Below are 13345 nucleotides of genomic sequence, written 5' to 3'. Positions count from 1 at the left end.
AAACTTTTTATTATTTGTTTAGAACAGCATTCATAGGATTTGAAGCTTTATCTTCTATCGAATATCCTTCTTCAACATTATCTTCATCTTCTAATTCTCTATCGATTAGCTTTTGAAGCGCCTCTTCTCTTTTAGCGGCGTTTTTCAATTCCTGAGTGATTTCCTCTTCTTTTTTAGTTACACCAATAATGATTCCTAAAGCAATACACGTCATCCAAATTGATGTTCCTCCACTACTAATTAATGGTAATGTTTGACCGGTGACCGGTAATAGCTCAACTGCAACTGCCATGTTAATCATGGCTTGAAAAATCATGGGGAAACCCAATCCTATAACCACCAGTTTTCCAAAGAGTGTATTTGCTTTGTGAGAAGCAATAACAAAACGGAAAAGCAACAATAAATACAGTGATAAGACTCCTAAACCACCTATTAAACCGTATTCTTCAATAATAATTGCAAATATAAAATCGGAAGAGGATTGTGGTAAAAAGTTTTTTTGAATACTCTTTCCTGGACCTAATCCGTAAATCATTCCTGAAGCAATTGCTATTTTTGCTTTTTCAATTTGGTAATCGTCCTCATCTGGTTTATCAGTACTAAAATTTTCAATTCTACTTTCCCACGTACGAACTCTACTAAACATCTTTGCATCTGGAAAGGCCTTTGAAACTAAAATAAAGAACATTAGAAATAGTATGCCTGAACCAACAATAATTCCTATGTATTTTACTGGATATTTTCCAATAAATGTTAACATTACAATCATTGAAAAAATCAATGCTGTTGTAGAAAAATTGGAAGGAAGAATCAGAATTAATGTGATAAAAACAGGTAACCAAAGTTCTTTTAAAGACTCGACAAAATCAATTGGATGTTCTCTTGTCTTTGATAAATACCGAGCCACAAAAACGAATAAAACTAGTGCTGCAAATGTCGAAGGTTGAAATGAGATTCCCACAAAAGGTATCTGAATCCATCTACTCGCATTTGCCCCGCCTACAATGGTTCCTTTGATCATTGCTAAAGCTAAAACTGCCCAGACCAATGGCAACAACCATTTAGAAATAGACCTGAAATAGAGATAAGGGACATTATGAACTAAAAAGATAATCAAAAAACCAAACAGAATGTGACCCAAATGTTTCAAGAGATATCCTAGAGTATTTCCTGTACCATGCCCTATGTACGCTAAATTACTACTTGCACTAAAAACAGGCATAAACGAAAACAAGGCTAATAAAGCCACGAATGACCATATTCCTTTATCTCCTTTTAAATTACCTATCAATTGTTTCATAATGCTGTTTATTTAACTTTTTATAATTCCAAATTTAAAGCCAATTCACTTTAAAGTCTCGAGATTAAAATCAATCTATAAATTCTTAATTGCTTGCTTAAATTGATTTCCTCTGTCTTCGTAGCTTTCGAATAAATCAAAACTAGCACATGCAGGAGAAAGTAAAACCGAATCTCCTTTCTCAGTTAAACGCTGCGCCATCTTAACTGCATCTTCCATATTATCAACTTCAATCATCATATCAACAACATTTCCAAAAGCGTCAATAATTTTTTTATTATCCACTCCTAAACAGATTATCGCTTTTACTTTTTCACGAACTAGTGACATTAATTCGTTATAATCATTTCCTTTATCAACACCACCCACGATCCAAACTGTTGGTGTGTTCATACTATCTAAAGCATAAAAAGTAGCGTTTACATTTGTCGCTTTAGAATCGTTGATGTATTGCACGTTCTGGATTTTTAAAACTTTTTCAAGACGATGTTCTACACCCTGAAAATTAGAAAGGCTTTCTCTAATTGTAGCTTTTCTTATTTGCATTAATTTTGCTACAGAGGTTGCTGCCATTGCGTTTTTCATGTTATGTTTTCCTTCCAAGGCAATGTATTCTGTATCCATTGTAAACTCTTCTTGACTAATTTTAATATCCATTTTGTTGTTATTTATAAAGACTCCTTCTTCTAGTATTTTTGTCAATGAAAAAGGAATTAATTTTGCGTTCGTTTTATGTTTTGTAAACCACTCGTTCATGGCTTCGTCATCTGCATCATATATGAGGAAATCATCCTCAGTTTGATTCATCGTTATTCTGAATTTCGAATCAATGTAATTCTCATATTTGTAATCATATCGATCTAAATGATCTGGACTAATATTTGTAATAATTGCAATGTGCGGTTTAAAATTCTTTATTCCGTCGAGCTGAAAACTACTTAACTCTAAGACGTAACAATCATATTTATTATCTGCAACTTGCCATGCGAAACTCTTTCCAATGTTCCCTCCTATTCCTGCATTTAGTCCTGCTGATTTTAGCAGATGATGCGTTAACATTGTGGTGGTAGTTTTTCCATTACTACCCGTTATCCCAATTATTGTCGCATTTGTAAATGGAGCGGCAAATTCTATTTCTGAAATTACTCGAATTCCCTTTTCTAGAAGCTTTTTAACTATTGGCGATTTATCTGGAATTCCTGGACTTTTCATCACTAAATCGGCATTCAAAATCAATTCCTCCGTATGCTTTTCTTCTTCCCAAGCAATTCCGTTTATTAAAAGAATTTCTTTATAATTGCCTTTTATTTTTCCAAAATCAGATACAAATACATCGTAACCTTTTTTCTTACCTAGAATTGCAGTTCCTACACCGCTCTCCCCTCCTCCAAGAATTACTAGTCTCATACTATCTTAATTTTAGAGTGATAATTGATAAGATGGCTAGCATTATAGCGACAATCCAAAACCGTGTAACAATTTTACTTTCGTGATATCCTTTTTTCTGATAGTGGTGATGCAACGGTGACATTAAAAATATTCGTCGGCCTTCGCCAAAGCGTTTCTTGGTGTATTTAAAATAACTCACTTGAAGAACGACAGAAAGATTTTCGACAAGGAATATTCCGCATAATAACGGAATCAACATTTCTTTTCGAACAGCAATAGCTAATACTGCGATGATTCCACCTATTGTTAAACTTCCTGTATCTCCCATAAACACAGAAGCAGGATAAGAGTTATACCATAAAAACCCTATCAAAGCACCCACAAATGCGGCGATAAATACTGTCATCTCCCCTGAATTAGGGATATACATTATATTCAAGTAATTAGAGAAAATAATATTTCCGGAAACAAACGTAAATATTCCTAGAGCTAAAACGGAGACTGCCGAAGTTCCAGCGGCAAGTCCGTCAATTCCATCTGTTAGATTAGCTCCATTTGAAACAGCCGTTATAATAAAAATTACTACCGGTATGAAAACCAACCAAGCCCATTTATGATATCCATCACCTGTCCATGCTAACAATTCAGCGTAATCGAATTCATTATTTTTAAAGAACGGGATAGTAGTAACGGTAGATTTCTCTTCGACAGGTGTTTGTACAATTACATTTTCAGTGGTAACTCTAAAAATATCGATCTTACCAGTATCTTGTCTAACTGTAACTGCAGGGCTGAAGTATAGCACTGTTCCCACGATTAAACCCAAACCAACTTGGCCAAAAACTTTAAAAATCCCTTTTAAACCTGCTTTATCTTTTTTGAATATTTTTATATAATCGTCCACAAATCCAATTGTCCCCATCCAAAGGGTTGTAACGATCAATAAAACGACATAGATATTATGCAATTTTGCAAAAAGTATAACTGGAACTAGTGTTGCAAAAATAATAATCAAACCACCCATTGTTGGCGTACCCGCTTTCTCATTCTGACCAGCTAAACCTAATTCACGAACTGTTTCACCTACTTGTTGTCTTTGCAAAAACTGGATAATTCTTTTACCATAAATCGTAGACAATAGCAACGATAACATAAATGCTAATGCGGATCTTACAGTAATATATTGAAAAACTCCTGTACCAGAAACATCCAATGTTTTGTCTAAATATTCAAATAAATAGTATAGCATATGCGGTTATGGATTATTTGGTTATTTATTAAGTTGTTCTAAAATTTCTTTTACCGTTTCCATATCGTCAAAATGTTGACGGATGCCTTTAATCTCTTGGTACGTCTCATGACCTTTACCAGCAATAAGGATGATGTCATTAGGCTGAGCCAATTGACAAGCTGTTTTTATCGCTTGCTTTCTATCTGTAATCGACAATAACTTTTTATAATTTTGAGGTGCAACACCTTGTTCCATTTCACTAATGATAGCTTCTGGGTTTTCATCTCTTGGGTTATCTGAAGTTAAAATTGCTTTATCACTTAATGCGGTAGCTATTTCAGCCATAACAGGACGTTTAGTCTTATCTCTATTACCACCACAACCTACAACTGTAATAAGTTGTTCGTTTTTTGTACGGATATCATTAATCGTCTTTAGCACATTGTCTAATGCGTCAGGAGTATGAGCATAATCAACAATTGCAGTTATATTGGACGAAGAAACTATAAATTGAAAACGACCAGAAACACTTTCTAAATCAGAAAGTAAACGCAGTACTTCAAGACTTTCCATTCCTAACTCGACAGCCGTTCCATAAATAGCTAATAGATTGTAAGCATTAAAAGTCCCTATCAACTTTACCCAAACTTCGCTGCCATTAATTTTTAACAACAATCCTGATAATTGATTTTCAAGGATTTGCGCTTTATAATCAGCGTACGATTTCAAAGCGTACGTAAGCTTTTTTGCCACAGTATTCTGTAGCATCACTTGTCCGTTTTTATCATCTATATTCGATAATACGAAGGCGGTTTTTGGAAGATTATCAAAAAATGATTTTTTGACATCCCTATATTCAGCAAAAGTTGGATGATAATCTAAATGATCATGCGATAAATTGGTAAAAATACCTCCAACAAAATGTAGCGCTTCTGTTCTTTTTTGATGAATTCCGTGCGAACTCACTTCCATAAAACAATATTCTACGCCACTTTCTACCATTTCTTTTAGATAGTGATTTATAGTTATCGAATCAGGTGTAGTATGAGTCGCTTTATATTCAGTTGTATCGACTACAATCTTAACTGTAGAAAGCAAACCCACTTTGAATCCCGCTTTTTGAAACAACTGGAATAATAAAGAAGCAATAGTTGTTTTACCATTTGTACCCGTTATACCAACTAATTTCAGACCTTGAGAAGGATTTCCAAAATAATTAGCAGCCATAAAAGCTAAAGCAGAATTTGTTTCTTTTACTTGAACATAAGTAATCCCTTGCTCAATAATTTCGGGAAAAGTATCGCATACAACAGCAGTAGCTCCGTTTTGAATTGCTTTTTTAATAAAATCATGACCGTCAGAAATTGAACCACGAATAGCAACAAAAACATCATTAGTTTCAATTTTTCTTGAATCAAAATCCATCTTAGCTATAGCAATATCTGTTGGACCTTTTACGGCAACAATGGCTACTTTATATAATATGTCTTTTAATACACTCATGATAATTCTAATAAAATTGTTGCGTTTTTATCTAAGTTTTGTCCCGCTTCAATCGATTGTTTTTTTACTTTACCAACACCTTGAACTTTCACCTTCAATCCTAAATTACCAAGTAATGCAACCGCATCCATACCCGACATACCCTTAGTATTTGGTATTAGTTGCGTTTTTTCATGTGATTTAGTAAAATAAGCATCGTAATCCTTTTCCTGTTTTGCAATTTTTCGATCTAAATTTTTGATTTCGTTTGTTGACGGAGCATCAGTAAATATTTTCTGTGCAATTCTTTTAAAAACAGGCCCAGCAACATCAGCACCGTAATAATTATTTAGAGCTGTGTTCGGTTTATGAACCACAACAATACAAGAATATTTAGGTTCATCCGCTGGAAAATAACCTACAAATGAAGATGCATAATACATTCCAGATCTTCCGCTTTTTCCGTACCCCACTTGCGCAGTACCAGTTTTACCAGCCATTGAGAAATCCTTAGAGTACAATTTAGAACCAGTACCTTTTTTAACTACATTTTCTAAAACAGCACGTAATTTTAAAATAGTTGATTGTGAGCAGATCCTAGGAATCAAAACCTCTTTGTCATATTTCTTAATTGTTCTATTCCACTCTTTAATTTCAGAAACAAACTGAGGTTTTACCATCTCACCATTATTTGCAACAGCATTGTAAAAAGCTAAAGTTTGCATCGGTGTGATAGAAACTCCATATCCAAATGCCATCCAAGGCAGAGATATATTTGACCAATGTTTGTCTTTTGGTTGCGGAACATAAGGCGCTCCCTCTCCTTTAATTGAAAGTCCTAATTTTCTATTTAAACCAAAATTGTTCAGATGATTTACAAATTTTGAGGGTTCATTTTTATACGCTTCATAAACCGCTTTAACCATTACTGTATTGGACGAAATCTCAAATCCTCTAGCTAAAGAAATTTTCTGTGGACCTCCTCTATGAGAATCTTCCACTCGTCTTCCGCTGTACATAATCAATCCTCCATTTCTATCGTAAACCGTACTAGTGTCTGCTTTTTTATCTTCAAGAAGCGCCATTAAATCTGCTAATTTGTATGTGGAACCTGGTTCGTGTGACTCGGCTACAGCGTAATTAGTAGTTTCATAATACGTTCCGTCATTAGCTCTTCCTAGATTCGAAATCGCTTTTACATGACCTGTTTTTGTTTCCATAACCACCACACAACCGTGATCAGCTTGATAAATTTCTAACTGCTTCAATAAAGCGTGATGCGCAATATCTTGGATGTAAACGTCAATCGTAGATATTACATCATAGCCATCTTGGGGATCAACTTCATTTACATCACGAATGGGTTTCCACTGACCTTTAGCTATTTTTTGCTTTAAAATCTTACCGTCTTTACCATTTAAATCATTTCTAAACGCCCATTCAATCCCTTTTCCATCGTAGGATTCTCCATTTGAAGTACGCTCGTAACCTACGGTTCTTTCAGCAATTTTTCCTATCGGATGTTCTCTTACTGTTTCTTGTTGAATTATAATTCCGCCCTTGTAAGCACCCAAATTAAATAATGGAAATCCCTTAATTTTGAAGTATTGCGTATAACTCAATTTACGGGCTAATAGATAGTACCGATTTTTATTAGCTCTTGCCTTACGAAGTTCATTTTCGTAGAAACTAGATGATTTCCCTAATACTGTCGCCAAAGAATCTGACAATGCTTTTACATTTTTTTCGAAAGATTCTGCTTTTGGCGCAAGAGCATCAAAGCGAATCTCATAATTTGGAATCGAAGTTGCCAAAAGACTTCCATCTGCAGAGTAGATATTACCTTTATTAGCCGGTATTACAAATGTTCGAACCGTTCTTTCTTTTGCTAATTTTCTATAGTAATCGCCCTCAACCCACTGAATATTAGTTAATTTCACAGCAATAGCAATAGCCATGACAAGAATGCCAAAAGCTACTAGATAAATCCTATTTGATATTTTTTTATCTTCTACTGCCATAATTTTTCAAAAAAGCCTTTCTCTTTTTCTATTTTAACTTTTATTTTGACTGGAGGAACTGTCGATGGAAAAATCTCTTTTTCAATCATTTTATCTGATACCGTGGACTCCATTTTTAATTTCATTAACTCTGAACGTCTGTCTACGAACTCAGAACGCAATTCCTTAGCTTGATTTGTCAACGCTACGATTTTGAACACCTTTTGCTCAAAGCGTTGTGTATTTGCAATCATTATTATACCTAACAGAATTATAAAAACGATAAAACGCCAGTTTTTAACTGCATCCTCATTTACAAGGAATCTTGCTTTCAATAAACTGTATACTCCGTTTTTCATTTATTTTATTCTAATCAATTAATCCTCATTAATATTGGATTTGAATTTTAGCACATTTAAATACTTGTATTACTTCAAGCTCTGAAATTGCTACGTTTTAATTATCTTTTCTCAGCTATTCTCAACTTCGCGCTTCGCGCTCGATTATTTTCTTTTATTTCATTGCTATCTGGAACGATTAATTTTCCAACAGTTTTGAATGGAACCGAGAAATTTCCAAAAAAATCTCGCTCTGGTTCTCCTTCAAACATACCGTTCTTCATAAATCGCTTAACTAATCGATCTTCTAGAGAATGATAAGAAATAACACTTAACCTTCCTTCTGGATTTAAGACCTCCAGTGATTGTTCTAAAAATTCTTTTAAAACATCCATCTCCTGATTAACTTCAATTCGGATCGCTTGATAAATTTGAGCTAAAATTTTATTACGTACTCTCTCTGGTAAGTGTCGCGCCAAAACTTCTTTTAATTTGTCAGTAGTTTTGATAGGATTTAATTCTCTTGCTTCAATAATTGTTCTAGCTAAAACTGGTGCGTTTTTTAATTCACCATAATCTAAAAAGACTCTTCTTAAATTAGCCTCGTCATATTCGTTTACTACTCTATATGCATTCAAGTCATTTTTCTGACTCATTCTCATATCTAAACTTGCATCAAAACGTGTAGAAAAACCTCTTTCTGGAACATCAAACTGATGAGAGGAAACTCCTAAATCGCCTAAAATACCGTCTACACTTTTAACTCCATAAAACCTTAAAAATCTTTTTATGAATCTAAAATTCTCATTGATTAGTGTGAATCTTTCATCGTCTATAGTATTTGCTAAAGCATCTTCATCTTGATCAAAAGCAAACAATTTACCTTCGGGACCTAACCTACTCAAAATCTCTCTCGAATGTCCTCCTCCACCAAAGGTTACATCAACGTAAACACCATCAGGCTTGATATTTAAACCGTCTACTGATGCATGAAGCAAAACCGGATTATGATATTCCATCGTCGTCGTCATTTATATTTCCCATTACTTCCTCAGCTAAATCTGCAAAATCTAGATCTTCACCGCTTATTGATTTCTCGTATAAATCTTTGTCCCAAATCTCCACTATGTTAACCGCAGAAGAAAAAACCACCTCTTTTGTAATACTAGCAAAAGCAACTAAATCTTTAGGAACCAATAAACGACCTAAAGCGTCAATTTCGACCATTTTCACACCTGCAGTAAAGCGCCGGATGAAGTCGTTATTTTTCTTTACAAAGCGATTTAATTTATTTATTTTTTGCATCATCAAGTCCCATTCTTTCATGGGATACAACTCTAGACAGGGCTGAAATACAGAACGCTTCAAAACGAATCCGTTTTGAAGTGAAGTAGCCAACTGCTTTTTTAAAGGCGCTGGCATAAGCAGCCTTCCTTTAGCATCGACTTTACATTCATATGTTCCGACAATTGTATCCAAGTAAAAAGTATTAAATGATATAGAGCAAAAATATAAAAAATATTACCACAATTTACCACTAAATACCACTTTGTTAATAAGTTTAACCACTTTACAACAAAAAGGGTTAATTTATATGCAATCAACTCCTTACACATTTTTTACATTATTTGTAAGAAACATAATGTTATAAAAAAAGCTACAAAAAATAACAAATTTAAGAGTGTCGAAATAGGATTTACGAATTTAAAAACAAGAAAAAAATAGCTGAATTTTAGAAAAATCAATTCTATTTACTAGCATGATCTAATAATTTTCCGATTAAAAATGGTGCTAAAAATTAATTTTTATTTATTAAATCCTATATTTGTCAAAATTGAAAATCCGGTTTTAAACAAAATGGAAAAAAACTATAAAAAAGAAGGTAGATACAGCTATTATGAAGCTGGCGAAGGAACTCCAATTGTCATCTTACACGGACTTATGGGCGGACTTAGTAATTTCGATTCTGTCGCAAATTATTTCTCTACAAGAGGTTACAAAATCATAATTCCAGATTTACCTATATACACACAAAATATTTTGAAAACTAATGTGAAAAGTTTTGCAAAGTATGTGAAGGATTTTATCACATTTAAAGGATTAGAACGCGTTATCCTTTTAGGAAATTCATTAGGCGGACACATTGCTTTGTATCACACTAAGATGTATCCAGAAAAAGTAGCAGGACTTGTAATAACAGGTAGCTCAGGACTTTACGAAAGCGCTATGGGTGATAGTTATCCAAAAAGAGGAGATTACGAATACATCAAGAAAAAAGCCGAAGATGTATTTTATGATCCTAAAGTAGCGACTAAAGAACTTATTGACGAGGTATACGAATCAGTAAACGATCGTATCAAATTAATAAAAACATTGACTATTGCTAAAAGCGCAATACGTCATAATATGGCAAAAGATTTACCAAAAATGCATGTTCAAACTTGTATTATTTGGGGTAAAAACGATAAAGTAACACCTCCGGATGTTGCAGAAGAATTTAATAAGTTGCTTCCAAATTCAAGCTTATACTGGATTGATAAATGTGGACATGCTGCCATGATGGAGCACCCTGATGAATTTAATCAATTATTAGAAGAGTGGTTAAATACAACGCATCTCGCAGTTCAAAAAGCATAAAAGGAGAATTTTACATAGAAAAAAATGAAAATTAATACAGCCGAATTTGTTATTAGTAATTCCGAAGTAAGTAAATGTCCAAAAGACTTCTTGCCGGAATATGCTTTTATTGGTAGATCAAATGTGGGGAAATCCTCCTTGATCAACATGATAACAAATCATAAAAAGTTAGCAAAAACATCTGGTCGACCAGGAAAAACACAGTTGATAAATCACTTTTTGATTAATAGCAATTGGTATCTTGTCGATTTACCGGGTTATGGTTATGCTAAAGTTTCTAAAAAAACGAAATCAATCTTTCAAGAGTTTATTACTGATTATTTTGAGACCAGAGAACAACTTGTTTGTGCTTTTGTCTTAATTGATATTCGTCATGAAGCGCAAACTATCGATATCGAATTCATGTCTTACATGGGAGAAAGCGAAATTCCATTTTGCATTATTTTCACTAAAGCCGATAAGATTAGTAAAGTGAAAATCGATTCTCACATTGCTGCTTACAAGAAAAATATGTTCGCCAATAACTGGGCTGAAATGCCACATTACTTTGTAACATCAGCGACTGAATCTACAGGAAAAGAGGAATTACTTGGATACATCGATGAAGTAAATCAAGAAGTTTTTAAAAATAATTCTGGCTCTTAAAAAAACTACTGAAATAAAAAAAATTCCAAATCCCAATTTAATGTTGGAGTTTGGAATTTTTTTTCTCTGATTTTTATTTAACTAGATCTAACTTCTCAGCAAAGTAATCACAAAAATCTTTCATCGTGTCAGCCATCTTTTCATCGTCTGTAGCGCGTTTAAAAGTTTCCGACATCGCTACTAGAGTTTGGTGAAAGAAAATTTTCATTTCGTCAACTGGCATATCTTTAGTCCACAAGTCGATTCTCATGCTTTCTTTTGCTTTGCTATCCCAAATGGAAAGCATTATAGCTTTTGCCTCCTCCGCATCTACTCCTCCGTCTTGTGCAGACCACATTAGTTTTTCGGGAACGCGATTTTCATCTAATTCGACTATAAATTTAATTTCTGATGTATTTTTATTTGACATTATTTCTTGGGTTTGTATTTAGATTTTTCAAATAACTCTTTTGCATTTAATTTCAATAAATCAGCGATTGGCACTTCATTATTTTTGGCGTAAGATCTCACAATTTGCCAACCGATCCATGCTCCAACTCTTCCCGGAGAATCATTGTCTATTTCTAAATAAAATTTAGAAAATGGAGCTGGATTTATAAATCGTGACATTATTTTTTGTTCGTTGCTATATAACATTTCTCTTTCGATAAAATAACGCCACATATAATTTTCATTTTCATCACACCATTTTATTTGCTCCTCCGTATATCCCATTTTCTCCGCATCAGAATATTTAGGAAGCAATAAGTCTTTTAAATACAATTGCTTACCATTATAAATCATTTGACTTAATAAATCCTTGTCAATAACAGGCGGAATTTTAGTTGCTGAAAAACTTGAAACTACATCTGCAGCAATTTGCTTTTGCTCAAAATTCTGCTTTAGATAATTAGGAAATTGATAAAACTTATGATTTTTACCTAAATACAATTCGAGCGAAATGATCACTAAACTATCGGCATAAATCACTTTACTATTGTAATCCATTTCAGAAATTATAGTAACAATCTTAGGTGTTTTTGTTTCTGGAAAATAATATTTTATATGTTTGAAAAGATTTTCTAAATTCTCTTTTTCAGGCTTAAAATCAGCATATTTTTTTTGAACTTCAGTATACACCTCTTTCCATAAAGGGTCTTGCATTTTACTTAACCAAACATTATCGTCATTTCCAGCAGGAAAGAAATAAGGAAATTCATTTTTTACTTTTTCTAAATCAGCTGGTTTTGTTTCAAAAAACACTTTATCAAAACGTTCTACTTTTAATTCTAAAGGAACTGCTGCTACTGCACTTTCTACTTTATTCTTCTTATTACAAGAAAGAATAAACAACGAAAAGACTACAACAAACAGATAATTTTTCATATATATTAATTAAATTTGTTTCTAAAGGAGTTTAGGAAACAAAGGCATGATTATTTGAATTTGCAAATATACGTTCCTCCTTCTTAAAACATAAATTATTATGACTAAAAAACACACAATGCAATTTGATAAAGTGAATGAACAAATTGTCACTTGGTTAAAAACATACGCTGAAAACTCAAAAGTTAATGGATTTGTAATTGGAATTTCTGGCGGAGTAGATTCTGCTGTTACTTCTCATCTTTGTGCGCAAACTGGTCTACAGGTTCTATGCGTCGAGATGCCTATACATCAAGCACAAAGTCATGTTACTAGAGGTCGAGAGCATATCGAACAATTAAAGGAAAAATTTCCTAATGTAAGCAGTGTCGAAGCTGACTTAACCGCGACTTTTGAAACATTCAAGACAGCAATTCCAGTTAGTAAAGACGCGGCGAAATTAAATTTGGCTTTAGCCAATTCAAGAGCTAGATTACGAATGACAACTTTATATTATTTTGCAGGGATTCACGGTTTATTAGTTGCTGGTACTGGAAATAAAATTGAGGATTTTGGTGTTGGTTTTTATACAAAATACGGTGATGGAGGCGTGGATTTAAGCCCAATTGCTGATTTAATGAAGTCAGAAGTTTTTGCTTTAGCGCGCTATTTAAATATTTCACAATCAATTTTAGAAGCTTCTCCAACTGATGGACTATTTGGTGATGATCGAACTGATGAAGATCAACTAGGCGCTAGTTATGACGAATTAGAATGGGCTATGCACCAAGACGAAAATAAAAAAAGCATAAATAATTTTTCAGGAAGAGAACAAGAAGTGTTTGGAATTTACAAAAGATTAAATGCAATCAATCAGCATAAAATGATACCAATTCCAATATGCAAGATTGACAATTATTAAAGAAATCATATTTTATATTGATTTGCAATTAATTACAGAAATTATTTATTAATTTTA

13 protein-coding genes are annotated in these 13345 nt (G+C 33.3%); 3 read left to right on the top strand and 10 right to left on the bottom strand.

The window, feature by feature from the left end; genetic code table 11:
- Positions 1–10 precede the first annotated feature (10 nt).
- The 8 genes from BC961_RS01405 to mraZ form a co-directional block, all read right to left on the bottom strand.
- Entirely contained in the window at positions 11–1300 is a 1290-nt protein-coding gene (locus BC961_RS01405) for an FtsW/RodA/SpoVE family cell cycle protein (RefSeq protein ID WP_121924070.1), read from the bottom strand.
- Positions 1301–1375: 75 nt separating this feature from the next.
- The gene (gene murD, locus BC961_RS01400; RefSeq protein ID WP_121924069.1) at positions 1376–2707 is read right to left on the bottom strand and encodes a UDP-N-acetylmuramoyl-L-alanine--D-glutamate ligase; all 1332 of its coding nucleotides are present in this window, start codon (positions 2705–2707) and stop codon (positions 1376–1378) included.
- Between the two features lies 1 nt (position 2708).
- Entirely contained in the window at positions 2709–3938 is a 1230-nt protein-coding gene (gene mraY / locus BC961_RS01395; protein ID WP_121924068.1) for a phospho-N-acetylmuramoyl-pentapeptide-transferase, read from the bottom strand.
- A 21-nt stretch (positions 3939–3959) separates the two neighbouring features.
- Positions 3960–5423 carry a UDP-N-acetylmuramoyl-L-alanyl-D-glutamate--2,6-diaminopimelate ligase gene (locus BC961_RS01390; protein WP_121924067.1) on the bottom strand — a complete coding sequence of 488 codons (1464 nt, stop codon included), beginning with the start codon at positions 5421–5423 and terminating at the stop codon, positions 3960–3962.
- Complete coding sequence (locus BC961_RS01385; RefSeq protein ID WP_121924066.1) at positions 5420–7423, bottom strand: penicillin-binding protein; 2004 nt, start codon at positions 7421–7423, stop codon at positions 5420–5422. Before BC961_RS01385 ends, BC961_RS01390 begins: the two co-directional genes overlap by 4 nt.
- The gene (locus tag BC961_RS01380) at positions 7414–7761 is read right to left on the bottom strand and encodes an FtsL-like putative cell division protein (protein ID WP_121924065.1); all 348 of its coding nucleotides are present in this window, start codon (positions 7759–7761) and stop codon (positions 7414–7416) included. Before BC961_RS01380 ends, BC961_RS01385 begins: the two co-directional genes overlap by 10 nt.
- Positions 7762–7862: 101 nt before the next feature.
- The gene (gene rsmH / locus BC961_RS01375; RefSeq protein ID WP_211331298.1) at positions 7863–8771 is read right to left on the bottom strand and encodes a 16S rRNA (cytosine(1402)-N(4))-methyltransferase RsmH; all 909 of its coding nucleotides are present in this window, start codon (positions 8769–8771) and stop codon (positions 7863–7865) included.
- Positions 8746–9219, bottom strand: a complete 474-nt coding sequence (gene mraZ / locus BC961_RS01370; RefSeq protein WP_121924063.1) for a division/cell wall cluster transcriptional repressor MraZ — start codon at positions 9217–9219, stop codon at positions 8746–8748. The genes rsmH and mraZ overlap by 26 nt, the downstream gene beginning before the upstream one ends.
- Positions 9220–9597: 378 nt before the next feature.
- Between mraZ and BC961_RS01365 the strand changes: the two genes are divergently transcribed.
- Positions 9598–10377 (top strand): alpha/beta fold hydrolase, encoded by a 780-nt coding sequence (locus BC961_RS01365; protein WP_121924499.1) that lies wholly within the window; start codon positions 9598–9600, stop codon positions 10375–10377.
- A gap of 24 nt (positions 10378–10401) precedes the next feature.
- Complete coding sequence (yihA, locus tag BC961_RS01360) at positions 10402–11022, top strand: ribosome biogenesis GTP-binding protein YihA/YsxC (RefSeq protein WP_121924062.1); 621 nt, start codon at positions 10402–10404, stop codon at positions 11020–11022.
- Between the two features lie 73 nt (positions 11023–11095).
- Here the strand turns inward: yihA and gldC are convergent, their stop codons facing one another.
- Together gldC and gldB are read right to left on the bottom strand one after the other, a co-directional pair.
- A complete protein-coding gene (gldC, locus tag BC961_RS01355; protein WP_121924061.1) occupies positions 11096–11431 on the bottom strand; it encodes a gliding motility protein GldC in 336 nt (111 codons plus the stop codon).
- The gene (gldB, locus tag BC961_RS01350; RefSeq protein ID WP_121924060.1) at positions 11431–12387 is read right to left on the bottom strand and encodes a gliding motility lipoprotein GldB; all 957 of its coding nucleotides are present in this window, start codon (positions 12385–12387) and stop codon (positions 11431–11433) included. Before gldB ends, gldC begins: the two co-directional genes overlap by 1 nt.
- A 100-nt stretch (positions 12388–12487) precedes the next feature.
- Here gldB and nadE point away from each other — a divergent pair, with 100 nt between their 5' ends.
- Positions 12488–13288 carry an NAD(+) synthase gene (gene nadE, locus BC961_RS01345; RefSeq protein ID WP_121924059.1) on the top strand — a complete coding sequence of 267 codons (801 nt, stop codon included), beginning with the start codon at positions 12488–12490 and terminating at the stop codon, positions 13286–13288.
- The last annotated feature ends 57 nt before the right edge of the window (positions 13289–13345 follow it).

This window comes from Flavobacterium weaverense (assembly GCF_003688495.1).
GTDB classification, from domain to species: domain Bacteria; phylum Bacteroidota; class Bacteroidia; order Flavobacteriales; family Flavobacteriaceae; genus Flavobacterium; species Flavobacterium weaverense.
The sequence above is the reverse complement of the archived record's forward strand: the minus strand, read 5'-3'. Positions and strand labels throughout refer to the sequence as shown.